A 25,129-nucleotide genomic window follows, 5' to 3' on the forward strand; every position below is an offset into this window, starting at 1 on the left:
CCACAAACGATACAAAGAGTTTGAGCTAGAGAACTGAGACTGTGGATTACCGAGCTGATTTACGAAGCACTGCGCGTAAATGTGTGGCTAGCGCTTCTCGATCGAAATCAGTATCCAATACGAGTGTGAGTTGATCCACCCCTTGATACATCAATAGTTCTAGCCCATTAATCACAGCGCCACCGCAATCACTCCAGCGTTGCGCCAATTCAGTTGGCCAAGGCTTATAGATCACATCAAAGAGAGTTGCGCGAATTCCAGGATTGACTGAATTGGCTAGAAGATCTGCAGCACCTGCTGGGGTTGTATTCACTACTAAGTCATACTGTGTGAAATCAATATCAGATGACCACCGGTGATACTCGAAGTGTGAATGCGAAACTGCAGACTCAAGAGCTTCTTGTCTAAGACTTGAGCGACCAAGAACATGAATATTCTTGGCGATAGAATCGAGAGAGCCCGTTACAGCGCGCGCAGTTCCTCCAGCTCCAAGGATCAGAACTGAATCAATCTCTGTAATTCCTGCGTGTTCAAGCGCTGCCACGAATCCGCTTCCATCAGTACTACTAATTGACCATTTCTCATCTTTCTTGATCAACGTATTTCCCGATTGGATTCTCTGCGTCAGCGCATCTGCGTTAAATCCGAGGCCCAAGACTTCCTCTTTCAGGGGCATGGTCAAAGAGAGATAATCAAACTCATGTGCACGCGTTTCAATAAATTTCGCCAAGGCACCAGATCCAACTTTGATAGCCGAGTAGTTTCCTTCGATGCCCAGGAAGGCAAAGGCAGCCTTATGCAGAACAGGAGATAGCGAGTGTTTGATGGGAGATCCCAGCACTGCTCCGGTTATCACTTATTGCTCCTAAACTTTCCGGCCCGCAAGTTCTTCTTATATTCAATTTTCCATTTATTGAATTGATTGATATCGCTCGTGAAGCGAGTATCAGACGGTGCCACAGTAATGAAATATAGCCAATCTCCAGCAACTGGGTTAACTGAAGCTAGTAGAGCATCTGCGCCAGGGTTATTGATTGGCCCTGGAGGCAATCCATATCGCTTATAGGTGTTGTATGCGGAGTTGATGAGCGTGGATTGAGTACTGAGAAAGACGCTTCCACGAGTTTTCTTCACGTAATGAACTGTCGAATCAAATTGCAACGGCATGCCTTTAGTGAGGCGATTCCGAATCACTTGAGAAATCTTTGCAAAGTCTTTCGTATCACCTTCTGCTTGGATCAGTGAGGCAATAATCAGGAATTGCTGTGGTGTGAACTTCTCCCTAGAGGTATAGAAACCAGCCTTGCGCATCTCAAGCTCTGCTCGATTGACCATACTTTGCATAGCTGGCGTTGCAAGGGTTCCATCCTCAAAACTGTATTGGGCGGGAAAGAGAAGTCCTTCTAGGGTTGTGAAACCTTTAGGCTTAGAGACGTTACGGATCGCGCTTGCGACATCTGCCACCGACATCTTTGCTGTGTAGAACTGTGGAATGATTTCTGAGAGCCAAGCTCCTTCGAAGATATTGATCAATCCAGTGATACGAGCGGAGTCGAGTAGTTGCTCTAGAGCCTGCGTTGCGCAAATACCAACATCAATACTGTGATTACCTGGGGCAACTTTCTGCGAACGCGTATCTCCCACAGCAACTCTGAAGTAAGCCTGCGCTGATTTAACTACCCCTGCCGCAGCAAGAGATTGCGCGATAGATGAGCCAGACTCCCCCGCATCGATTTTGATATTGACTCTAGTGCCAGAGGAATTGCCACAGGCGAAATCTGGAGCCGATGTTCCAGGAACTCGCACCAGGTGCAATGAGAATGTGAGAGCTGCTACTACAGCTAGCGCCGTCCCAATTCTAAAGAGAGGAGACTTATTCCAGATTTTCACTGAGCAGTCCTTGTTCCAGAATTGCCACTGCAGCCATTGCATCAATCAGGGCTTTGGAATCACGAGTCGATACACCTGCCTCTTTAAGCTTCTTCTGCGCACTCACTGTGGAAAGACGCTCATCTACTAAGACAATGGGAAGAGGTGTCACTGACTTGAGCGATTGAACAAATCTCTCAGCTTTATCGGCACTCTCACCCTTTGATCCCGACATATTCATCGGCATTCCCACGAATATGCGAATGGGTTCATGCTCAAGAAGAAGGGATGCAATCTGCTCAAGGAAATTCTTAGCCTTGCTCTCTAGTACACATAATGGAGAAGAGAGAATCCCATCGGGGTCACAGAGCGCAACACCGGTGCGAACATCGCCGTAATCAAATGCGATGCGCCGTCCTCGCTCCATCTTTTTACTTTCCAGAGATTGAATCAGTGATAGCGTTGAGCGCTGCTTGTGATTTTGAAGAATCTGTTCCGCCACCTTGGGCGAAATCATCTTTCCCTCCGCCACCGCCGCCAAGAATCGTCGAACCGATCTTTACGAGGGCGCCAGCCTTTAATCCAGCAACCTTTGCTGCATCGCTCACAGCAACAACGAGGACCGGTTTCCCCTCATTTGAACTAATCAAAGCAACAGCAGATTGTGGAACACGGGCTTTCAAGTCGAGTGCAATCTTGCGAAGATCATCTCCAGTAATTCCATCAGGGAGAATCGCTGTTACGGTAGTTGTGCCATTGAGAACCTGCGCAGTATCTGCCAACGCACCAATTTGACCCATAGCTTGAGCTGATCGAACTCCTGCAAGCTCCTTCTCAATATCCTTGATCTTTGCAAGAAGATCCGAGATTCGCTCAGGCAACTCTTCTGTGCGCGCACCCTTAATGATTTCAGTTAGTGAGTTCAAGAGAATATGTTCGCGGGCTAGGAATTTATATGCGTCCACTCCTACCAACGCTTCGACTCGACGAACACCTGCTCCCACAGAAGACTCACTCAGGAGCTTCACAACACCGAGTTGGCCAGAGCGTTCAACGTGGGTACCACCACATAATTCACGGGCCCAATCACCAACACTTACTACGCGTACTTGATCGCCATATTTCTCACCAAAGAGAGCCATCGCACCAATCTTTTTGGCTGCATCCTGAGTCATCGTCTCTGCAGTTACAGCGAGGTTGTCAAGAAGAAGTGTGTTTACGCGAGATTCAACTTCATTCAGAACTGAATCTGGGACCGCACCCGTTGATGGGAAATCAAAACGGAATCGACCTGGTGAATTCTCAGAACCTGCTTGAGTTGCAGTCTCTCCAAGAATTTCACGGAAGGCTTTATGCACCATGTGAGTGGCTGTGTGAGCACGCGATATTGCGTGGCGGCGTTCAAGATCGATAGCAGCAAGGGATTTGGAACCAGTAGTAACCTCACCTGAAATCACGCGACCGCGATGGACTGAGAGACCATTAACTGGAGTCTGCACATCTTCAATTTCAACTACCGCACCACTAGCAAGTGTGATGCGGCCGCCGTCTGCAAGCTGTCCACCACCTTCTGCATAGAAAGGAGTGCGATCTAAGACAATTTCAACATCATCTCCAGCTTTCGCTGATGCAACGCTAATACCGTCAACTAAAATTCCATTGATAGTCGACTCAGTCTCATTGTGGGTATAGCCAACGAAGGTCGACGCGCCCTTAGAGTCTGCGATCTTCTTGTATTCAGATAAATCTGTATGTCCACTCTTCTTTGCCTCTGCATCAGCCTTTGCGCGATCACGCTGTTCATTCATCAATCTACGGAAGCCATCTTCATCAACTTCAAGACCCTCTTCACGTGCCATCTCAAGAGTCAGATCAAATGGGAAACCATAGGTGTCATGAAGCTTGAATACTTCATCGCCAGGAAGAACGCTCTTCTTGCTCGCCTTAAGTTGCGTTGATGCCATATCAAAAATCTGTGTTCCAGCCTTCAGCGTCTGCAGGAATGACTCTTCTTCTGCAACAGATACGGCCAAGATGCGTTTCTTATCTGTGATCAGCTCTGGATATTGAGGACCCATCGCACCAATTGCAGCAATGGTGAGCTCAGACATGATCGGATCATTAACACCCATCAAGCGCATATTGCGAATGGTTCGGCGCATCATGCGACGCAGGACATATCCACGTCCCTCATTTCCAGGTGTGACGCCATCTCCAATCAACATCGCTGATGTGCGGGCATGATCTGCCACAACTCGTAGAGCGACATCAGTGCCTTGATCTTTTGCATACTTAACGCCAGATAGTGCAGATGCTTTTGTGAGAATCTGCATCGTCGTATCAATCTCATAGATATTTTCAACACCTTGCAGTAACGCAGCTGTGCGCTCTAGTCCTAAACCAGTGTCAATGCTCTTTGCTGGAAGTTCTCCAAGGATTGGGTAACCATCTTTTCCGCCACCTGCGCCTCGCTCGTTCTGCATGAAAACAAGATTCCACACTTCCATGTAGCGGTTTTCATCCGCAATCGGTCCACCTTCGATTCCATATTCAGGACCACGGTCGTAATAAATTTCAGAGCAAGGACCACATGGACCCGGAACACCCATAGACCAGAAGTTATCTGCCATATCGCGACGTTGAATACGCTCACGCGGGATACCAATCTTCTTATGCCAAATATCCGCAGCTTCGTCATCATCGAGATAGACCGTTACCCATAAACGCTCTTCTGGAAAACCGTAGCCACCATCATTGATAGGGCGCGTTAAGAGTTCCCAGGCTAAAGCGATCGCTCCCTCTTTGAAGTAATCACCGAACGAAAAGTTTCCACACATCTGAAAGAACGATGCGTGGCGCGTGGTCTTACCCACTTCATCAATATCCAGAGTTCGCACACACTTCTGCACGGATGTAGCACGTTTATAGGGAGCTGTTACCTCACCGAGAAAGAATGGTTTGAAAGGAACCATGCCAGCGTTGACTAAAAGTAGATTCGGGTCATCTGCGATCAGAGAGGCAGAAGGAACTACGGTGTGCTTAAGACCTTGACGGTTCTCACTTTCAAAGAAGCGCAGCCAGCGCGAACGGATCTCGGCGGATTCCACTAGTCAGATTTTTTCTTCGACTTGCGGCCTTTACTGAGAGTTGCAGCGCCAAGAAGTGCACCTGCAACACGTCCAGTTGGACTCTCCATAAAACCGGTTGTTGCTCCGGTTACCTTGGACGTTACTTCTTCAACGTTCTTCGTAATCTTTGCAATGCTCTCAAGAGGACCGTTGATAAGTTCAAGGGTGCGCGTTGATTCATTGAGTAGCGGAGTAGTGTCATCAGTAAATGCCTTGAGAGAGGTCTTTGCCTCGTCGATAAATCTACTGACACGGAAGACTGTGTATGCAAGGGCAATAGCGATTACGAGCAGTGATACCGCCGCAATAATCGTTGCAATTCCGCCTGGACCCATAGTTATTAGCCTACCTGACTTACTCCTTGGGAGGAGTCCAATCGATGGCAGCTTCCTTTCGTTGCGCAGGTGTAATCGGAGTTGGTGCACCCGTCAAAGGATCGCCACCGCTTGCAGTCTTAGGGAATGCGATGACTTCACGGATTGAATCAGACCCGGTCAATAGTGCGCATACGCGGTCTAAGCCAAGTGCAATTCCACCGTGTGGAGGTGGACCGTAATTAAATGCCTCGAGAAGGAAACCGAACTTGCTCTGTGCTTCCTCATCAGAGAGACCAATAACAGTGAAGACATCTTTTTGAATATTGCGATCATGGATACGAATCGAACCACCACCGAGCTCGGTTCCATTCAAAACAATGTCATATGCATAGGCAAGAGCGTTAGTAGGATCTGACTTAAAGGTCTTTGCAAACTCTGGCTTAGGACCTGTAAATGGATGGTGCACAGCAGTCCATCCACCGTTATCGGTTGGTTCAAACATCGGTGCATCGACTACCCAGACAAATTCCCAGGCGCCCTCATTAATGAGGTTGCAACGCTTTCCAATTTCAAGACGAGCCGCTCCAAGTAGTTGCTGAGAAGATGCGCGCTCACCTGCTGCAAAGAAGATTGCATCCCCAGGCTTTGCACCAACCAGTGCTGCAATACCGGCTTGTTCATCTTCTGAAATGTTCTTTGATACTGGACCACCGAGAGTGCCATCAGCATTCACAAGAATGTATGCAATTCCCTTTGCACCACGTGCCTTTGCCCAGTCCTGCCACGCATCGAGTTCGCGGCGAGGAGAGTCAGCTCCCCCAGGCATAACAACTGCGCCTACATATGGTGCTTGGAATACACGGAAAGGTGTTGACTTAAAGAAATCAGTTACTTCAGTGAGTTCATATGCGAAACGAAGATCTGGCTTATCAGAACCGTAACGATCCATAGCATCGGCATAGGTCATGTGTTTAATCGGTGTTGGGATGTCGAATCCAACAGCCTCTTTCCAAACTTTCACCAAAATCTTTTCAGCAACAGCCAAGATATCGGCCTGATCGATAAATGACATTTCAATATCGAGCTGAGTGAACTCAGGTTGGCGATCAGCACGGAAATCTTCATCACGGAAGCATCGAGCAATCTGGTAGTAACGCTCCATGCCGGCAACCATCAGAAGCTGCTTAAAGAGCTGTGGTGATTGAGGAAGTGCATACCAACTACCTGGTTGCAGGCGCACCGGAACTAAGAAGTCACGTGCTCCTTCTGGTGTTGAACGAGTCAGATACGGTGTTTCAATCTCAAGAAATTCAAGGCTTTCCATCACATTGCGAATCGTTGATGTCACCTTCGAACGCAGGCGCAAGTTTGCTGCTGGTCCTTCACGGCGCAGATCCAAATAGCGATAACGAAGACGAACTTCTTCAGAAATCTCAGATTCGCTCCCTGAATCAACCGGGAAAGGAAGTGGCGCAGATTCACTCAATACAACGACGTCATCACCCATTACTTCAATGGCACCGGTTGGAAGATTCGAGTTTTCATTACCTGCAGGACGTAGCGCTACTTCTCCTGTGATCTGCAAACACCACTCGGCGCGCAGTTGTCCGGCCATCTTTTCATCACGAATTACTACCTGCACAGAACCTGTCGCATCACGCAGATCGATAAAGGCAACTCCACCATGATCGCGGCGACGTGCTACCCAGCCAGCCAGAGTGACGGTTTGACCTGCATGTGAAGCCCGCAGGGAACCTGCGTCGTGGTTTCTTAACATCGTCAAAAGCCGCCTTTAAATGATGGTGAACTAGAGCGAGAGAGCTCGCAACAATTCATTCTGTAATTGGTCAATCTTAACCGAGGAAGTAACCCCATCTGACATCTTCTTGAGTTCAACAGTTCGTTCCATGAGTTCGGATTCACCAAGGACTATGACATAGCGCGCACCCGACTTATCAGCCGCCTTCATAGCTCCCTTGAGGGCTCTATCTCCAAAGGCGATTTCAGTACGAATTCCAGAACTTCGCAGACTCTGGGCAATGACGAGAGCCTGCTCCTTCGCATCATCTCCCAGTGGAATGATGAAGAGATCGGATGTGAACTCTTGCGATGGGACAGTTGATTCTGCAATCGCTGCAAGAAGCGCGCGATCCACACCTAGTCCAAAACCAATTCCTGAAAGAGATTGACCCCCGAGCGTCTCCATCAAGCCGTCATAGCGACCGCCACCACCAATGCCACTTTGCGCACCGAGGTCGGGATGAATGAATTCAAATGTTGTTCCGGTGTAGTAATCCAAACCGCGCACCATGCGTGGATTGATCGTGAATGCGATACCCATTGCAGTCAGATACTTCTGGACGGCAGCAAAGTTTGCAGCAGATTCAGGAGATAAATAGTCAAGCAGAATGGGCGCCTTCACCATCGCCTCTTGCATCTCAGGACGCTTATCATCAAAGAGGCGCAGTGGATTAATCGCTGCTCGTTCCTTCGTTGCATCATCGAGTGCCAGTCCATCAATAAATTTCATGAGATCTACACGATGAGCAGCGCGTGATTGCGCATCCCCTAGCGATGTAATCTCTAGTCGGTAGTTCTTAAGTCCTAGATTCTTAAAGCCACGATCTGCAATAGCGATTACTTCAGCATCGAGAGCTGGATCATCAATGCCGATAGCTTCGATTCCCACTTGGTAGAACTGACGATAACGCCCAGCTTGTGGGCGCTCTGCACGGAAGAATTGTCCTGAATACCAAACCTTCACCGGAAGTTGTCCACGATCAAGGTTTGCCTCAATCACAGCACGCATCACGCCAGCAGTTCCTTCGGGTCGCAGAGTAATTGAGCGACCGCCTCGATCTTCAAATGTATACATCTCCTTGGAAACCACATCTGTTGATTCACCAACACCGCGACTAAAGAGATTGGTATCTTCAAAGACGGGAAGTTCCATCAACTGATATCCCGCATCTTTGGCAGGTGCTATCAACTGCTCACGGACCCATTCGAATGATTGGGATTCCGGAGGCAGATATTCGCGCACACCTTTAGGCGCTTGGATCTTCTCGAACTTCATGAGGTCAATTCTTTCAGATAAGGGTTGTTTTTTCGCTCGAATTTAATCGTGGTCTCTGGTCCATGTCCTGTGAGCACTCGTAAATCATCAGAAAGAGTAAGAACTTTGGTTTTGAGGGTATTAATCATCTCTTTTGAGCTACCTGTCGGCAGATCTGTGCGACCTATTGAGCCTGCAAAGAGAACATCACCACTAACGAGAATTTCGTCATTGATGGTGAACATCAGCGATCCTCGGGTGTGTCCTGGAGCATGGATGGCGGTGATCCTCATTCCAAGCAATTCAAGCGTTGACCCATTCTTGAGTTCACTCACTTTTTTAGGTTCTACAAATGTCATCGCTTGAAGTTGAGAGATGAATTTCTCACCGTGAATTCCTGCAGGGTCTGCGATGAAACGTCGATCTTCAGAATGAATATATGCATGGATGTCATAGCCATCAGCAAGTGGAGTGATAGAAAATGTGTGGTCGAGATGCCCATGTGTGAGAAGTGCTGCTACTGGTTTGAGCTTATGTTCTTCAATGATCATCTCGATATCGCGTGAAATGTCAGGCATGCCGGGGTCAACGATGACGCACTCTGAACCTTCAGAAGGAGCGATGACCCAGCAGTTGGTTGCAAACATAGGGGCCGGAAAGGAACGGACAAGCATCTTTTTGACCCTATTTCTGGCGTGGATTTACGACTCGCGCAAGCACAGGGTACCTTTGACCCCGAACACATTCGCACATATCAACGAAGGACGAGTTCACACTGAACCGTCCGACGCGCTGAAGGGGAAAGCCATGACCGATATCAATCCAACTGCTCTAGCTCAAACACACTCCACACCAAGTGCTGCATCTGCACTCGTCGGAGACCCTTCAAAATTTGGTCGCGTTGGCGAAGATGGCACAGTATTTGTTCGCACTAGCGATGGCGAGAAGCCTGTTGGTTCATATCCAGGCAAGACCGCTGAAGAAGCGCTCGCCTACTTTGTCCGTAAATTTGAAGCCCTTGCATCTGAAGTGGCTCTAACCGCTGCTCGTATTACAAGCGGTGCCATGGTTCCGCAAGATGCCTACGAAGCTGTGAAGAAGTTGCGCCAGCAAGTACGCGAACTCAACGGTGTTGGCGATCTCGATGCACTTGCTGCATCTGTTGAACAGATTGAACCTCTTATCGAAGGCCACCGCGAGGCATATGAAGCAAAGAAGGCTGCAGAGGCTGTTGCAAAGGCTGCTCGCCGCGAACAGATTCTTGTCGAAAAAGAGAAGATTGTGGTTGAGGCTGAGTCTCTTGCACTCTCTGAGAATTGGAAAGTCACAGGCGATCGCCTAAAGGCTCTCCTTGATGAGTGGAAGGCAGCTCCCCGTCTAGATAAGAAGTCAGATGCTGATTTCTGGAAGCGATTCTCAGCAAGTCGCAATAAGTTTGATAAGCGCCGTCGCACACACTTTGCTCAACTTGAAGCAACTGCAGGCAAAGTCTCTGAAGCGAAGAACGCGATTATCGCTGAGGCTGAAAAGCTTGCAACTTCAACTGATTGGGTAGCAACTGCTCGACGTTACAAGGCATTGATGGATCAATGGAAGGTTGCAGGACGCGGCAAGAAGAGCGATGATGCAAAGCTTTGGGCGCGATTTAAAGCAGCTCAGGATCAATTCTTCACAGCTAAGAATGCTGACCTTGAAAAGCGTGAAGTTTCAATGTCTGCAAATCTCATTAAGCGGGAGGAGCTCATCGTTCAGATCGAAGCTCTCATCCCATTTACTGATGTAAAGCAAGCAAAGAACGCATTCCGCGAATTGATGAACACATGGACAAAGATTGGTATTACGAACCGGGATAAGCGTGCCGCCTTTGATGCTCGCGTTTCCAAGGTAGAGGAAGCCATTAAGCAGGCTGAGGCTGAGATCTGGCGTAAGACAGATCCCACTGCGAAAGCACGTGCTGCAGAAGTTGTGAAGCAACTCTCTGACTCTATTGAGAACTATGAAAAGACTGCAGCAAAAGCTCAAGCTGCTGGCAATGAGAAGAAGGCTAAGGAAGCCCTTGAATCTGCGATTGCCCGTAAGTCATGGCTTGATGAGGCGCAGAAGCACCTCGCTGAATTTAACTAGCTCTTCTCTAGGTTCTATAGACGTCATAGACGCCTTCAATGGCGCGTACTGCGGCCAGCACTGAATCAAGATGCTTCGCATCTGCCATTTCAAATGTGAACCGTGAGATTGCAACGCGATCCTTTGTTGTACTGACTGCAGCGCTAAGAATATTTACATGCTGCTCAGAAAGTGTGCGTGTGACATCTGCCAGCAATCGCGCACGATCCAAAGCCTCAACCTGGATATTGACCAGGAATACGCTGGCAGCGCCTGCGAGCCACTTCACGCCAACAATGCGTTCTTTCTGATTACTGCGTAAATCTGCAGCGTTGATGCAATCATCGCGGTGAACAGATATGCCTGAGCCTTTGGTGATAAATCCCATGATGCTATCGCCCGGTACTGGAGTGCAGCATCGAGCAAGTTTTGCCAGTACGTCATCAACGCCTTCTACTTCAATGGCACTTGATGTGCGTCTTGTCGCCTGCAAGCCAGTTGGAACGTTCTCCATAGTTACTTCTGGATGAGAATCTTCACCACCCATACTTGCAACAAGCTTTTCAATGATGGACGCTGCAGATACGTGGCCATCTCCCACTGCGCTATAGAGCGCATCAATATCGGCATAGTGCATATCGTGTGCAAGTTCGAGAAGTGCATGCCCTGCAAAGATTTTCTGTAGTGGAAGTCCTGCTTTACGCATCTGACGAGCAATGGATTCACGGCCTGCATCAATGGCCTCTTCGCGGCGCTCCTTGCTAAACCATGCCTTGATCTTTGATCGTGCGCGTGGGCTCTTAACAAAGTTAAGCCAATCGCGACTTGGTCCTGCATGTTCACCCTTATTGGTAACGATCTCAACCACATCACCGTTATTGAGCTTTGATTCAAGGGGAACTAGTCGTCCATTGACCTTAGCCCCGGCACATCGCAGCCCCACATCAGTGTGAACAGAGAATGCGAAGTCAACCGGAGTCGATCCCCCTGGGAGTGCTACAACAGAACCCTTCGGAGTAAATACAAATACTTCTGGAGAACCCAGATCAAAGCGCAGTGCCTCCAGGAACTCAGATGGATCTTCAGTCTCTTTCTGCCATTCATGCAGTTGTCGAAGCCAGAGCATCTCAGGAGAGTTTGCTTGCGGGTCTCCCCCTTGCTTATATTTCCAATGCGCTGCAATACCGAACTCAGCACGTGAGTGCATATCGTATGTGCGAATCTGAATTTCAATTGCCTTGCCATTTGGTCCGATCACCGTCGTGTGAAGTGATTGGTAGAGATTGAACTTCGGCATAGCGATGTAATCTTTAAATCTACCCGGAACAGGGCTCCACCGTGCGTGGATCGAACCTAGCACTGCATAGCAATCTCGCACATCGTTAACCAGGACACGAATTCCAACGAGGTCGTAGATGTCATTGAAGTCTCGGCCACGAACGACCATCTTCTGATAGACGCTGAAGAAGTGCTTCTTGCGACCTGTCACTGTTGAGATGATCGAATCCCTAGCTAAATCCTCTTCAACGGCTTGGATTACTTCCGCTGTGAGCGCATCCCGTGAGGGCGAGCGTTCTGCAACAAGACGTGAAATTTCTTCAAACTTCTTAGGCTCCAATACTGAGAAGGAGAGATCTTCTAACTCCCACTTAATGGCATTCATTCCTAGGCGATGAGCAAGGGGTGCGTAGATATCAAGTGTCTCTCGGGCTTTGCGCGCAGCGCTCTCGCTAGAGACGAAGTTCCATGTACGAGCGTTATGAAGGCGATCAGCTAGCTTGATCACCAAGACTCGGATATCTCGAGACATTGCAATGACCATCTTGCGCACAGTCTCTGCTTCAGCAGTCGGACCATAGGTCAACTTGTCGAGCTTTGTAACGCCATCGACAAGCGATGCGACTTCATCACCGAAGTCAGTGCGTAGCTGCTCTAGTGAATAAGGAGTGTCTTCCACGGTGTCGTGCAGCAGTGATGCAATCAGTGAAACCTCGTTGAGTCCAAGTTCTGCAAGAATCTGCGTGACAGCAACGGGATGCGTGATGTAATCCTCACCCGATTTACGCAGTTGACCTTCGTGGGCTTTCTCTGCAACAAGAAATGCCCGTTCGATTGATGCAATATCTGCACCTGGATGATGCTCCTTAAGCGCACCAATAAGAGGTGCGATTAAGGGCAAGGTATCCATAGGCTAAAAGGTTATTTGCGACCTCTGCGCTTTGGTTGATTGCGTGGTCCGCTGCCCGTCGATGGTCGAGCTGGTTTCACATCTGCAACAACAGGTGCTCCCCCACGTGCAGCAACTCGCTTTGCAAGTGCCTGCATCGCAGGCTCCTTCTCGCGCAATTGCGCAAGGAAAGGAGGAGCGATAAATACTGATGAATATGTACCCACAGCCAAACCGATGAAGAGCGCAAGTGAGAGATCCTTCAGTGTTCCAGCTCCGAGTAGTCCCGCACCCACAAAAAGAATTGCTGCAACGGGAAGGAGTGCAATGATGGAAGTGTTGGCAGAGCGAACCAAAGTCTGATTGACCGCAAGATTGGTTGCCTGCGAATACGTCATCTTGCTATTAGCAGCAACTGACTTTGTATTCTCTCGAACCTTATCGAAGACAACCACTGTGTCATAGAGCGAATAACCAAGAATGGTCAAGAAGCCGATAACCGTGGCTGGCGTAACATCAAAACCAACGAGAGCGTAGATTCCAACAGTAATGAATACGTCATGGATAACTGCAACGATGGCAGCGATTGCCATCTTAGGTTCAAATGCCATTGCCAAGAAGAGCATGACAGCAAGTAAGAATGCAATCAAACCGTAGAGAGCTTTCTTTGTAATCTCTTTACCCCATGATGGTCCAACAAGCTGTGTATCAATGGATTCAGCCGGAACTGAGAATGTTGTGGTGAGAGCATTTTCTACGACTTGAGATTCAGCCGGTGTTAGTGAACCAGTTTGGATGCGAATCTTTGAATCGCCAATCTTCTGGACAATTACTTCGCCAGGAATTCCAATATTTTCAACAGATGCGCGAGCTTGCTCGACAGTCACTGAGGGCTTATTAATGGTGTATGAAGCTCCACCCTTAAACTCAATACCGAGGTGTAAGCCTTGAATAACGAGGGCGCCGATAGATGCAAGGATGAAGAGAGCTGAGATTGAATACCAGCGCTTGCGACGTTCAATAATGTTGAAAGAGGTCTCACCAGAGTAGAGACGACCACCTAGACCTGAAAGTTTTGCCATGTGCTTATGCCTCCAAGGTTGTAGTTGGGTGAGACTTACCGATGCTCTTAGCTGAGAAGCCTGAGAGCGGGTGACCGGATGAGAAGAAATTGCTCTTTGCAATCAAGGTCACGATTGGCTTAGTGAAGATGAATACGACCAAGAGATCGATCAGTGTGACAAGTCCCAGTGTGAAGGCAAATCCTCGAACTCCACCTACTGCGAAGAAGTAGAGCAATACCGCTGAGAGGATTGAGACCATATCCGCAACGATGATTGTGTGTCGTGCTCGAGCCCAACCACTTTCTACCGCTGAACGAAGTGATCGACCTTCACGCGCTTCATCTCGAATACGTTCGAAGAAGACGATAAATGAGTCAGCCGTAATACCGATAGCAACAATTGCTCCGGCAATTCCAGCAAGTGTGAGAGTAAATCCAATCGCCTCACCCAATACAAGGAAGAGAAGATAGAGGAGTGCCGCAGCGATAATTAGCGAAAAGACAGTGATTAAACCGAGCGCTCGGTAATAGAGAAGAGAGAAGAGGAATACAAGGCCAATTCCAAGAGCACCTGCGATTAGTCCTGCTTCGAGTTGATCAGCACCAAGAGTTGGTGAGACTTGCTGAACTTCTCCGCGATCGAATGCAAGAGGAAGAGCTCCATACTTGAGCACATTTGCTAAATCTTGCGCCTCTAGCTGGCTAAAGTTTCCAGTGATTTGAGCATTACCTGACGGGATAGCCTCATTGATAGATGGCGCTGAGACGACAAGACCATCGAGAACGATTGCAACTTGGTTTTGTGGAGATGGAAGAGATGTCACACGAGCTGTGAGTGCTCCGAATGCCTTTGTTCCATCACCATTAAATGTCAGAAGAACATACCAAGCGCTTGCACCCTGCTGATCAATGCCAGCTGATGCCTTCGAAACCTGTTGTCCAAGAACTTCTGCTGGAGCCAAGATGTATTTGCTTGCACCTGTTCGTGAACATGCCACGATGACATCAGTGGGAGCATCTGCCCCTGTGCCTTGAAGATTTGCAGTGTTGGTGCAATCTAGCGTTGCAAACTTTGCATTGATTTCTGGGCTCACACCAGCTGCTGGAGTTGCCGCTGCGGCGCCTGAACCACCAAGTGCTGAAGATTCTGCCAGTACCTGACGAAAGCGAAGTTCTGCGGTCTGTCCAACGAGGTCAACAACTCGACGACCTGAATCTCCTGGAACAGAGATAACGATCTGACGGTTTGTGCCACTACCTTGCGCAGTAACTTCAGACTCTGCAACACCAAGTGAGTTAACACGCTGGCGAATAATGGAGACTGCCTGGTCGATTGCCTCGGATGTGATCTTGTTGGAATCATTAGATGCTCGTGGCTGAAGGGTGACGCTTGTTCCTCCACGAAGATCTAGGCCGAGTCGGACAGATGTTGCGCCCTGAATGAGGGCGGTAGCCAAGAGGCCGAGAATCAGCACGGCCAAGAGAACTAAGGCGCGAACTGGTCGACCAGTTGTCTTCACTTGTTTTGTAGGTGTGGACATAAGGGCAGAGTCTATGCGTCGGGCGCAGGTGTGTCGAAAAGGGTCGCGATTCCAGGAGGTGGTGTTCGTCCCACATGCTCCCAGCCCAACGCTGTTGCGATGCGACCGCGTGGGGTACGTGCCATAAAGCCATTTCTGACGAGAAAGGGTTCTGCTACAGATTCAACGGTCTCAGTCTCTTCCCCCACTGCAATGGCAAGGGTGGAAAGACCCACAGGTCCCCCTCCGAAGCGTTCGATGAGAGCAATCAACACAGATCGATCCAATCGATCAAGTCCTTTGGCATCTACCTCATACATATCCAGAGCCAACTTCGCATGTTGATGCGAGAGAGCGTTCGATCCTTGCACCTGAGCAAAATCTCTCACACGGCGCAGAAGACGATTGGCAATACGTGGTGTGCCACGAGAGCGGCTAGCGATTTCACCAATAGCTAACTTCTCAATAGTAAGCCCTAAGAGTGCTGCGCTTCGAGAGATAACTTCTTCCAACTCAGATTCTTCATAAAAATCAAGGTGCGCCGTAAAACCAAAACGATCACGTAGTGGAGAAGGCAATAACCCAGCCCTCGTTGTTGCACCAACCAGAGTGAAGTGCGGCAACTGAAGCGGAATAGCCGTAGCACCGGGTCCCTTACCCACCACAACGTCTACTCGGAAGTCCTCCATCGCAAGATAGAGAAGTTCTTCTGCAGGCCTTGGCAGACGATGAATTTCATCAAGGAAGAAAATCTCTCCTTCAACAAGAGATGAAAGAATCGCAGCTAGATCGCCCGCGTGAGTTATTGCAGGTCCACTAGAAATACGAATAGGAGCCTGCATTTCTGAAGCCAAAATCATTGCAAGAGTTGTCTTACCTAGGCCTGGAGGGCCAGAGAGCAGAATGTGATCTGCTGCCGCATCTCTCTTACGAGCAGCCGAAAGTAATACATCAATCTGCTCGCGCACGCGATGCTGGCCAATGAAGTCGCCCAAAGTCTTTGGTCGTAGCGCATGCTCTGCCGCTGCGTCATCATTGCCGCTATACGGATTCACTAATCTCTCTTCAGTCATTAGCTCCGACGCCCACTCTGCAGCGCTGCCTTGAGAAGCTCTGAAATATCAACGTTCTTCGCATCCACTCCACTATCTGCATACTGTGCGATAACGACATTAATCGCTGCATCAGAATCCTTTGCGGTAAATCCAAGTGAGATCAGCGCTGAAGTAAGTTGCTCGCGCCAAATAGGTTGGTGGATCTGCTTATGATCGCCTCCACCAAAATCAGAAATCTTGCCTTTGAGTTCAAGAATCAATCGCTGCGCTCCCTTGCGACCAATACCCGGAACCTTCTCAATACCTTTGATATCTTCTTGAGCTATCGCAGCTGCAAGGCTCTGCGGAGTGTGGGCTCCAAGAATTGCAAGAGCAACCTTGGGACCTATTCCAGAAACTGTCTGGACTATTTCAAATGCAGAACGACTCTCTTCATCGAGGAAGCCAAAGAGTGTCAGCGAATCTTCTCGAACGACGAGCGATGTGAAGAGTTGGACCGGCGCGCCAATATTTAATTGCGTGCTGGTATTTGATGTGATGGAGACAGATAAACCAACGCCACCCACCTCAACAACAGTACGATCAGAAGATATTGAACGCACAACTCCATTAATGAGTGAAATCATTTACCCACCAACTTAGAGAGGCGAGATTTCTCAGCCTTGAGAGCTTCCGCAATTTTGCTATTTCCTCCACCGCGCCAGATGTGACAGATGGCGAGTGCCAGTGCATCCGTACTATCGACTGGTTTTGGTATCACCTCTAAATTCAATAACCGTTTAACCATCTCAGCAACTTGGGCTTTATTGGCCCGTCCTGAACCTGTCACCGCAGCTTTCACTTCTGATGGCGTATGCATCATTACTGGAATATTTCGGCGAGCTGCAACGAGGAGTGCGATTCCAGCAGCTTGAGCTGTTCCCATCACTGTTCGCACATTGTGTTGAGAGAAAACTCGCTCCACCGCAATGACATCAGGTTTATGGAGTGCAATCCACTCCTCTAGCTCACCTTCAAGTTGAAGTAAGCGTTGTTCAAGTGGTGCATCAGGGGAAGTGAGAATGACGCCAACGCCAACAAGTCTCAGTGGCTTACCAATAGCGCCTTCAACGATTCCAATGCCACAGCGGGTCAACCCTGGGTCAACGCCCAACACTCTTCGCTGCATCTGGCTCATAACTTCTAAGCCTAGGTCTTAGGACTGACGCATTAAGAAAGGCTCGCCATAACCTCATCAGAGACATCAAAGTTTGAGTAGACGTTCTGCACGTCATCTAACTCTTCGATGGCATCAATGAGTTCAAATACTTTCTGGGCGCCTTCAGCATCCAGTGGGATCTGCATCGATGGAAGGAAGGAGGAGTCAGCTGATTCGTAATCAATACCAGCACTTTGCAGCGCTGTACGAGCTGCCACAAGATCACTTGCTTCGCAGACAACTTCAAAGGACTCACCAAGATCGTTCACTTCTTCAACACCAGCGTCGAGTGCTGCTTCAAGAATCGAATCCTCGGTCGCACCAATCGCCTTATTAACGATGATGACGCCCTTGCGATTGAAGAGATAAGAGACAGAGCCAGGATCTGCCATGGAGCCACCGTTACGTGTGACAGCAACACGCACTTCAGAGGCTGCTCGGTTACGATTATCTGAAAGACATTCGATCATGATGGCAACACCGTTTGGTCCGTAGCCTTCATACATAATCGTCTGCCAATCAGCGCCACCAGATTCAAGACCAGCACCGCGCTTAACTGCGCGTTCAATATTATCTGCAGGCATCGAATTCTTCTTAGCCTTAGCAATTGCATCAAAGAGCGTTGGGTTTCCATCAACATCTGGGCCACCATTACGAGATGCAACTTCAATGGCCTTAATCAATTTGGCAAAGTTTTTAGCACGACGGCTATCGATAATTGCCTTCTTATGCTTTGTTGTTGCCCATTTGGAATGGCCTGACATTGTTAAACACCTCAATCACTTTTAGCTATGGAACTACTTTATCTGCCTTTGCAGATCTCATCAAAAAAGTAGCGATGCACCGCTAAATCGTGCGTCAATTCTGGATGAAAACTAGTCGCCAGCAGGTTGCCTTCTCTCACCGCAACAGCGTGCTCGCCCGCTGTGGAAAGGACTTGAACGGATCTACCGACCTCTTCCACCCATGGGGCGCGGATAAAGACTGCATGAAGTGATGCGCCATTGAACTCAAGATCTGATTCAAAGGAATCAACCTGACGTCCAAATGCATTACGTCTGACCGTAATATCAAGACCACCAAAAGTCTTCTGCCCAGCAATACCACCGACGATGCGATCGGCAAGAAGAATCATCCCTGCGCATGAGCCATAGACCGGCAGTCCCTTTGCAATTACTTCCTTGATGGGCTCATAGAGATCAAAACTCTGTGCTAAGTGAATGATTGTTGTTGATTCTCCACCAGGAAGAATCAGCGCATCTATTCCAGATAATTCTGAAGCACGTCGTACTTCCATTGCTAAATGACCACACTCTGTAGCTGCCCTTATATGCTCGCGAAAATCACCTTGTAATGCAAGAACGCCAACCTTCATGGGAGCTAACCCTCAAAGAGAGAAGGGTTACCAGCCGCGCTCAGCAAGGCGATGAGGAACTGGAATGTCTGCGACATTGATTCCCACCATTGCTTCACCTAGGCCGCGAGAGACTTCTGCAAGAACCTTTGCATCGTTAAAGAATGTAGTTGCCTTCACACACGCCGCAGCGCGCTGAGCTGGATTTCCAGATTTAAAGATTCCAGAGCCGATAAAGACGCCATCTGCGCCCATCTGCATCATCAACGCAGCATCGGCTGGAGTTGCAATGCCACCTGCTGTGAAGAGAACGACGGGAAGCTTGCCAGTCTCAGCAACTTCCTTTACGAGTGCATAAGGAGCTTGAAGTTCCTTTGCTGCGACATAGAGCTCATCTTCGCGCATTGAAGTAAGGCGGCGAATTTCTGCACCGATGGTGCGCATATGCATCATCGCATTGGAAACATCGCCAGTGCCTGCCTCGCCCTTTGAGCGAATCATTGCTGCGCCTTCATTTATACGACGAAGAGCTTCGCCAAGATTAGTTGCACCACAGACGAAAGGAATCTTAAATCCCCACTTATCAATGTGGTTTGTGTAATCAGCGGGTGTGAGTACTTCGGACTCATCGATGTAATCGACATTGAGAGTCTCGAGGATTTGGGCCTCAACGAAGTGGCCGATACGAACCTTTGCCATCACAGGAATTGACACCGCTGCTTGAATCTTTTGAATCATGTCAGGATCTGACATGCGTGCTACTCCGCCTTGTGCACGGATATCTGCTGGCACACGCTCAAGTGCCATCACCGCACATGCACCTGCATCTTCTGCAATCTTTGCTTGCTCAACATTGACAACATCCATGATGGTGCCGCCCTTGAGCATTTCAGCCATTCCGCGCTTAACGCGTGCTGTGCCAGTTGCTTCAGACATGATGAGTAACTCCTAAGTTCACGATCTAATGAGTATTGAAGTCTACTTTGAACTCTGATTTCTCGCATCCGCACCCTTTTTGGCAAATACAGGCTCTTTATCGGTCAGCGCCACCCAGATCTGACCCTTAGCAAAGGAGATTTCTTCACCTGATTGAGTGCGCCACTTCGTTCCTGAACTTGAATCAACTCGTGACCACAGAGCCTCATAGGCACGACCATCTCGCAAGATGTAGCCACGACCTTCACCTACCGTTGCAGAAAAGGGAGTCACTCCACCCAATTTATCTCCATAGATGGAATCTGTAATGGAGACTAATTGAATCACTAACGTCACAGGACCCAGATGTATTCCAGATGCTGCGATGTCCGGTTCTGATGAATGATCTAAAAGCCAACGCTTCTCATCCTGTGACCATCTCGCATCATAGGAGCTTGCAGGCCATGAGATATGCACTGAATCAATATCAATTCCCCCGGAAGGTGCATCCCCAAAGCTCCAACCCATAGGTTTCGAAGTGGCAATCTTCAAGCCTTTGTCCTTTATCAACTGCATAAGCAAGTCGGCTCTTAACACCATTGCATAGGGTTGAATGCGATTGGAATCTGTTGTGTAGATGGTTGGTGATTGACGCTGAGCGCCAAGATCTTCTAAATCTGCACTTTCAATCTCCGGTCTCAATTTTGATTGAGCACCGCTATAGGCAAATGCAACGTGGCCATACTGCGCCAGTAACTCGATATCTGAAATACGCGCTGATCTCACAGGGCCAACATGCGTTGGAATCTTTGATGAGAAGATGACTGCAAGACGAGTGAGTCCGCCCTCAACCTGCTCGATATAGACGATGTCAGCATCTTCGAGTCCTATCTGGGGATGCGCTTGCCGTGTGTCATCAATTTTTACAGCCAATACTGGTCCATCAACTCCAGGTAGCCCGCTAATGGAGTTGATTGATGGACTCTTGATAAAAGGAATTCGAGAGATGAGTGAGCTCTGTGGATTTACTACAGCTATCACCACAACTGCTATAGATAGCGCAGCAACTAGAACAATGCTTAGCTTTTTAGAGAACATCGCCTTCGAATTCATACGTAACAGGTTCCGGCGCATTGCCAGCTAAGCGGAAGAATCGCATAAACCACTTCTTACGAACCATTTGAGTACGAGTCACGGCATCGACGTGCATAGACACTGCCATTTTTATTTTCTCGGTGAGCTCCTTAAGCTCTCGAATCAAATCCTGTTCGTTGGGTCCAGAAATTGATGTCGAAGATTCAATCAAGATTCCAAGCGCTCCAGTCAGTCCAGTCTCTGCTTGAGATCGATCCCTGACGCTAGCTTCACGTGCTTGATGTGCCGCAAAGGTGAGAAGTAAAGATGATGCTGGGTCAGATATATCTGAGCGAGCAATTTCAATAGCGATAGCGGCTCTTCGCTGAAGTAATCCATCAAGGTTTGCCCAACTGGTTTCAACACGGTGATGCAGGCGATCAAGGCGCGTTGCAGAGTAGGACAAATACCACGCAAAGAAGGCGATGAGAAAGAGCGCTATAACGAATTCACTCACGATTGCCTTCCTAAGAACTTATTCCATGCGCGATTTTCCGAAGACAGCGTCACCGTTGAACCACCCACCATCGCCATTTCATAGACATCATAAATCTTCTCTGCCACAACATCCCAATCAAACTCTTGCGCATATTTCTTGCCCCGTTGAGCTATCGCTCTCCTGCCCTCTTCATCACCTAGAAGAGCAATAACTTTCTTCGCTAAATCCTGGCTATCTTCAGATGCAAAGAGAGTTCCATATGCACCATGGCCAAGCAGCGAATCGAATGCAGGAATATCGCTGGCCACAACACTTGCTCCACCGGCAAGTGCTTCAGCCAAGATTATTCCAAAAGACTCTCCCCCAGTATTGGGCGCAATATAGAGACCGACGGAGGCGAGAAAGTTCGCCTTCTCCGATTCTGAGATGCGACCAAGAAATTCAAAACGTGAATGCAGATAAGGATAAATTTCTTTCAAGACTTCTTGTGCATCTCCAGGACCGGCAACAAAGACTTTAAGATCCGGAAACTTTGCAATTATGGAAGGAAGTGCTGCGACCAACACATCGAGCCCTTTTCGCTTCTCTTCAAAGCGCCCAATAAATCCTAAAGTATTGCCCGTCCAGCGTTGGTCAGTAACTCCATCACGATAGAGATCTGCATAGATGCCATTGGGAACAACGATGGCATCTGTCTCTAGGTGCTCTGTGAGAGTTTCACGCGCTGCTTCACTTACTGCAATGCGTGCTGTCAGCTTCTCAATCACCGGTTCCAGGATGGGGGCAACAGCAAAGGTCACTTTCTGGCGTTTTGCTGCTGCATGGAAAGTTCCTACCATGGGGCCTTCGGCTGCCCAACACGCAAGAAGTGAGATAGAAGGAATCGCTGGCTCATGCAGATGTAAGACATCGAAGTTTCCGTTGGCTATCCATTGGCGCACACGCGAAAATGCAATGGGGCCAAAGAGAACACGAGCAACAGCTCCGTTGTATGGAATTGCAATCGGTCTGCCCGCACTTGTTACATAATCAGGAAGGTTTTCCTCATCTATCGCTGGAGCTAGAACAGAGACAAAGTGACCTTGACGAATCAAGTACTGAGCGAGATCACCCACATGGCTCTGAACTCCACCCGGTGTATCCCAGCCATAAGGGCAGACGATGCCAATGCGCTTTTTTGATAACGGCATCATCTACTCCCTTCAGCGTGCACTTGCTTCTCATCTACCCAGATTCTTTGCAGCATATGCCAATCCTCTGGATGCTCGGAAATTCCTTGGGCAAATAAATCTGCAGTTGCTTGCACTGTGGCAGATATGCGCTCTGATTCAGTGCCTTCACTTGGTACATCAACAGGATGGAAATCAATGTGAATTCCTTGATTGGTGCAAGAGACATGGGCTACAACAATGGGAATACCGGTCTTGATGGCAAGCAGGGCTGGCCCTGCCGGCATTCGCGCATTCTTTCCAAAGAATTTCACATCAATACCTGATTGTGAGAGGTCTCGATCAGCTACCAATGCAATTAAACGCTTCTCTCTTGCTCGCTTAAGCAGAGTAGCGAATGAGCGGCTATCGAGTGAGAGAATTTCAAATCCCATTGCTTCACGATGGCGCAGAAATTTCTGAAAGAGAGCCTCTGGCTTGAGTCGTTCAGCAACCGAAACTAGTGGGATACCGAGTGAACAGAAGTAAGCACCCGCGTGATCCCAATTACCCGAGTGCGGCAGAGCTATAACTACTCCCCTGCCCTCTTTCATGGGGTTGAGCAATAGTTCTTCGTTTGTCGTGGTCACAGTTCCTAGAATGCGTTCTTTGCTCCAATTTTGAATTCGGAAGGTGTCACACCAATATCGCATATTGGAAGACATCGATTGTGCAACCAGTGTCTCTAGCGCCACCTCATCAAGATCTGGTTTAACTACATGCAAGTTGCTGCGCAGGCGTTGAATGCTCTTGCCATTGCGCTTATGGACAAATTCCCCGAGTGACCAGAAGAGGGAATACGCCATCTTCTCTGGCAAGGTGCGCACAACCCACCAACCCAGAAGGTAAGCAACCAAAACAAGACGATCTTTCATGAGGTTAGAAGTCCATCGCGGACAACTTTGATGCGCTGCACAACAGTGATCACACCGAGTATCGCCAAGATCCATAAACCAATAGCGAGTGCATAAGGAACATTGAGTCCTTCAAAGCCAACTGCAGTAAGGATGATGACCAGTCTCTCAGTGCGCTCTGCTATTCCGACCGAACAATCAATGCCAAAAGACTCAGCTTTTGCTCGAATATAAGGAATCAGAAGTCCAGTCACGAGTGTGACTAGACCAAGGTATGAAAGCTTGTCATCTGCTGCAATCAGTGGAATCAAGATTGCAATCGTGATTGCAGAATCTGTGATGCGATCGATAGTGGAATCGAGAAATCCGCCCCACTTGCTGGCTCCTTGATGTGAAATACGAGCCATCGTTCCATCAAAGAGGTCGCTCAGGGCAAAGAAGCAGATAAAGAGAGTTCCGATGAAATAATCTTCACGAGGATAGAAATAGCCAGCTGACGCAAGGACGCCAACGGCACCAATCATGGTCACCATATTTGGAGTCAATCCAATGCGCAGAGCAAAACCTGCCACCGGTTCAATTAATCGTGTGACAGCTGGTTTCAGTACGTTACTAATCATCGGCACCATCGTAGGCTTACCCGCATGTCTTCACCTAGCGCGAACACTGTGAAACGTATCCATGTATACGGCCATGCAAGCGCATCTCCGCAATCTGTGGCCTCAGCCTTTGGCGCCACAGTCTCTGAAAGCCCCGAGGCAGATTCGGATCTAGCGATCTTTGCCATCAATCCTGCAGCTGGTATCGACCAACAGGCGATTAATAATTGGGCAGCCCTCGATGATTTTCAGATTCCACGCCTTGTTGTAGTCAACGGTTTAGAGGGACAAGAACTCGACTTTGATGATGCAGTGATGGTTGCTAACCGCGTATTTACTCAACTCATCACTCCTTATCTTGTTCTCCATGGCGATGATGGTGAACCCACCGCACTGATTAGATTGCAAGATTTACAAATCATCGATTACTCCAAGAATCCGCCAGCTCTCGGCCCAAGTGATCCTGAACATGAAGAGTTGGTGCGCGAATTTAGAGAAGAATATTTAGAGCAGATATCAGAGATGGATGAGGGCGCATTTGCTGCTGGAATTCTGTTTCCCGCAATTCCGATTAATCTGATTAAAGGAATTGGTGTGGATGTGGTGCAGGGCTATATCGATCTACTACCAAGCCGCAGCTAGCTCTTCTCGTGTCATTGTAAGAAGTTGTGGCAATACCTTTGTCTTTCCAATAATCGGCATAAAGTTTGCATCCCCTGACCAGCGCGGAACAATATGTTGATGGATATGGTCTGCAACGCCTGCACCTGATATTGCACCTTGATTCATACCCAGATTAAATCCATCCGCGCCTGAGACTTTCCGCACTGTCTTCATTGCATGCGCACTGAGATCTGTAATCTCATGGCGTTCTTCATCGGTCAGATCTGTTAAATCTGCAACATGTCGAAAGGCGCAGACTAGAAGATGTCCTGGGTTATAGGGGTAGAGATTCATCACAACGTATGCACTCTCTCCCCGTGCAACAATCAGTCCTTCTTCATCCGATAAAGCTGGGATGCGGCAGAACGGGCAATCAACGCCATTGCCTTCAAGGGGACGATTCTCACCACGCAAATAATCAAGGCGATGTGGGGCCCATAAACGCTGCCAACCATCTGGCATTCCTACGCCATCAATACCTGCCATCA

25 protein-coding genes are annotated in these 25,129 nt (G+C 48.6%); 2 read left to right on the forward strand and 23 right to left on the reverse strand.

Going from position 1 to position 25,129, the window contains the following annotated elements; genetic code table 11:
* Positions 1–46: 46 nt before the first annotated feature.
* From A1sIIA65_RS03560 to A1sIIA65_RS03595, 8 genes are read right to left on the reverse strand one after another with little or no spacing between them, the layout of a single operon-like run.
* Positions 47–856: a shikimate dehydrogenase family protein gene (locus tag A1sIIA65_RS03560; RefSeq protein WP_095676209.1), complete on the reverse strand. Its 810-nt coding sequence runs from the start codon at positions 854–856 to the stop codon at positions 47–49.
* Positions 853–1,890, reverse strand: a complete 1,038-nt coding sequence (gene mltG / locus A1sIIA65_RS03565; RefSeq protein ID WP_095676210.1) for an endolytic transglycosylase MltG — start codon at positions 1,888–1,890, stop codon at positions 853–855. Before mltG ends, A1sIIA65_RS03560 begins: the two co-directional genes overlap by 4 nt.
* Complete coding sequence (gene ruvX, locus A1sIIA65_RS03570; RefSeq protein ID WP_095676211.1) at positions 1,874–2,296, reverse strand: Holliday junction resolvase RuvX; 423 nt, start codon at positions 2,294–2,296, stop codon at positions 1,874–1,876. The genes mltG and ruvX overlap by 17 nt, the downstream gene beginning before the upstream one ends.
* A 4-nt stretch (positions 2,297–2,300) precedes the next feature.
* A complete protein-coding gene (alaS, locus tag A1sIIA65_RS03575) occupies positions 2,301–4,976 on the reverse strand; it encodes an alanine--tRNA ligase (RefSeq protein ID WP_095676212.1) in 2,676 nt (891 codons plus the stop codon).
* Positions 4,976–5,332 carry a DUF948 domain-containing protein gene (locus tag A1sIIA65_RS03580; protein WP_095676213.1) on the reverse strand — a complete coding sequence of 119 codons (357 nt, stop codon included), beginning with the start codon at positions 5,330–5,332 and terminating at the stop codon, positions 4,976–4,978. Before A1sIIA65_RS03580 ends, alaS begins: the two co-directional genes overlap by 1 nt.
* 19 nt (positions 5,333–5,351) lie before the next feature.
* The gene (gene aspS, locus A1sIIA65_RS03585) at positions 5,352–7,091 is read right to left on the reverse strand and encodes an aspartate--tRNA ligase (protein WP_095676214.1); all 1,740 of its coding nucleotides are present in this window, start codon (positions 7,089–7,091) and stop codon (positions 5,352–5,354) included.
* A 30-nt stretch (positions 7,092–7,121) separates the two neighbouring features.
* Positions 7,122–8,390 (reverse strand): histidine--tRNA ligase, encoded by a 1,269-nt coding sequence (gene hisS, locus A1sIIA65_RS03590; RefSeq protein WP_095676215.1) that lies wholly within the window; start codon positions 8,388–8,390, stop codon positions 7,122–7,124.
* Positions 8,387–9,043: an MBL fold metallo-hydrolase gene (locus A1sIIA65_RS03595; protein ID WP_095676216.1), complete on the reverse strand. Its 657-nt coding sequence runs from the start codon at positions 9,041–9,043 to the stop codon at positions 8,387–8,389. Before A1sIIA65_RS03595 ends, hisS begins: the two co-directional genes overlap by 4 nt.
* A 133-nt stretch (positions 9,044–9,176) precedes the next feature.
* Between A1sIIA65_RS03595 and A1sIIA65_RS03600 the strand changes: the two genes are divergently transcribed.
* Positions 9,177–10,493: a DUF349 domain-containing protein gene (locus A1sIIA65_RS03600; RefSeq protein ID WP_095676217.1), complete on the forward strand. Its 1,317-nt coding sequence runs from the start codon at positions 9,177–9,179 to the stop codon at positions 10,491–10,493.
* A gap of 7 nt (positions 10,494–10,500) precedes the next feature.
* On the opposite strand, the gene A1sIIA65_RS03605 is transcribed toward A1sIIA65_RS03600, so the two are convergent.
* Genes A1sIIA65_RS03605 through pgsA form a run of 14 tightly spaced genes read right to left on the reverse strand, consistent with a single transcriptional unit; the run spans position 10,501 to position 23,999 of the window.
* Positions 10,501–12,660: a RelA/SpoT family protein gene (locus tag A1sIIA65_RS03605; RefSeq protein ID WP_095676218.1), complete on the reverse strand. Its 2,160-nt coding sequence runs from the start codon at positions 12,658–12,660 to the stop codon at positions 10,501–10,503.
* 11 nt (positions 12,661–12,671) lie between these two features.
* Positions 12,672–13,721 carry a protein translocase subunit SecF gene (gene secF, locus A1sIIA65_RS03610; protein ID WP_095676219.1) on the reverse strand — a complete coding sequence of 350 codons (1,050 nt, stop codon included), beginning with the start codon at positions 13,719–13,721 and terminating at the stop codon, positions 12,672–12,674.
* Positions 13,722–13,725: 4 nt separating this feature from the next.
* Positions 13,726–15,243, reverse strand: a complete 1,518-nt coding sequence (secD, locus tag A1sIIA65_RS03615; protein ID WP_095676220.1) for a protein translocase subunit SecD — start codon at positions 15,241–15,243, stop codon at positions 13,726–13,728.
* Between the two features lie 11 nt (positions 15,244–15,254).
* Positions 15,255–16,295, reverse strand: a complete 1,041-nt coding sequence (gene ruvB, locus A1sIIA65_RS03620) for a Holliday junction branch migration DNA helicase RuvB (protein ID WP_095676221.1) — start codon at positions 16,293–16,295, stop codon at positions 15,255–15,257.
* Positions 16,295–16,903 (reverse strand): Holliday junction branch migration protein RuvA, encoded by a 609-nt coding sequence (gene ruvA / locus A1sIIA65_RS03625; RefSeq protein ID WP_095676222.1) that lies wholly within the window; start codon positions 16,901–16,903, stop codon positions 16,295–16,297. The genes ruvB and ruvA overlap by 1 nt, the downstream gene beginning before the upstream one ends.
* Positions 16,900–17,454: a crossover junction endodeoxyribonuclease RuvC gene (ruvC, locus tag A1sIIA65_RS03630; protein WP_095676223.1), complete on the reverse strand. Its 555-nt coding sequence runs from the start codon at positions 17,452–17,454 to the stop codon at positions 16,900–16,902. The genes ruvA and ruvC overlap by 4 nt, the downstream gene beginning before the upstream one ends.
* A 32-nt stretch (positions 17,455–17,486) precedes the next feature.
* Positions 17,487–18,239, reverse strand: a complete 753-nt coding sequence (locus A1sIIA65_RS03635) for a YebC/PmpR family DNA-binding transcriptional regulator (RefSeq protein WP_095676224.1) — start codon at positions 18,237–18,239, stop codon at positions 17,487–17,489.
* A gap of 38 nt (positions 18,240–18,277) precedes the next feature.
* Entirely contained in the window at positions 18,278–18,850 is a 573-nt protein-coding gene (pdxT, locus tag A1sIIA65_RS03640; RefSeq protein ID WP_095676225.1) for a pyridoxal 5'-phosphate synthase glutaminase subunit PdxT, read from the reverse strand.
* A 27-nt stretch (positions 18,851–18,877) separates the two neighbouring features.
* Positions 18,878–19,765 carry a pyridoxal 5'-phosphate synthase lyase subunit PdxS gene (pdxS, locus tag A1sIIA65_RS03645; RefSeq protein WP_095676226.1) on the reverse strand — a complete coding sequence of 296 codons (888 nt, stop codon included), beginning with the start codon at positions 19,763–19,765 and terminating at the stop codon, positions 18,878–18,880.
* Positions 19,766–19,807: 42 nt separating this feature from the next.
* Positions 19,808–20,857 carry a DUF3048 domain-containing protein gene (locus A1sIIA65_RS03650; RefSeq protein WP_223298491.1) on the reverse strand — a complete coding sequence of 350 codons (1,050 nt, stop codon included), beginning with the start codon at positions 20,855–20,857 and terminating at the stop codon, positions 19,808–19,810.
* Positions 20,832–21,335, reverse strand: coding sequence for a LemA family protein (locus A1sIIA65_RS03655; protein WP_095676228.1), 504 nt, complete (start codon positions 21,333–21,335; stop codon positions 20,832–20,834). The genes A1sIIA65_RS03650 and A1sIIA65_RS03655 overlap by 26 nt, the downstream gene beginning before the upstream one ends.
* The gene (locus tag A1sIIA65_RS03660) at positions 21,332–22,507 is read right to left on the reverse strand and encodes a glycosyltransferase family 4 protein (RefSeq protein ID WP_095676229.1); all 1,176 of its coding nucleotides are present in this window, start codon (positions 22,505–22,507) and stop codon (positions 21,332–21,334) included. The genes A1sIIA65_RS03655 and A1sIIA65_RS03660 overlap by 4 nt, the downstream gene beginning before the upstream one ends.
* Entirely contained in the window at positions 22,507–23,400 is an 894-nt protein-coding gene (locus A1sIIA65_RS03665) for a phosphatidylinositol mannoside acyltransferase (protein ID WP_095676230.1), read from the reverse strand. The genes A1sIIA65_RS03660 and A1sIIA65_RS03665 overlap by 1 nt, the downstream gene beginning before the upstream one ends.
* A complete protein-coding gene (gene pgsA / locus A1sIIA65_RS03670) occupies positions 23,397–23,999 on the reverse strand; it encodes a phosphatidylinositol phosphate synthase (protein WP_095676231.1) in 603 nt (200 codons plus the stop codon). Before pgsA ends, A1sIIA65_RS03665 begins: the two co-directional genes overlap by 4 nt.
* Positions 24,000–24,023: 24 nt before the next feature.
* Between pgsA and A1sIIA65_RS03675 the strand changes: the two genes are divergently transcribed.
* Positions 24,024–24,620, forward strand: a complete 597-nt coding sequence (locus A1sIIA65_RS03675; protein ID WP_095676232.1) for a hypothetical protein — start codon at positions 24,024–24,026, stop codon at positions 24,618–24,620.
* Here A1sIIA65_RS03675 and A1sIIA65_RS03680 read toward each other — a convergent pair.
* Entirely contained in the window at positions 24,603–25,127 is a 525-nt protein-coding gene (locus A1sIIA65_RS03680; RefSeq protein ID WP_095676233.1) for an HIT family protein, read from the reverse strand. The genes A1sIIA65_RS03675 and A1sIIA65_RS03680 overlap by 18 nt on opposite strands.
* Positions 25,128–25,129: the final 2 nt, after the last annotated feature.

Source organism: Candidatus Planktophila dulcis (genome assembly GCF_002288225.1).
GTDB lineage: Bacteria > Actinomycetota > Actinomycetes > Nanopelagicales > Nanopelagicaceae > Planktophila > Planktophila dulcis.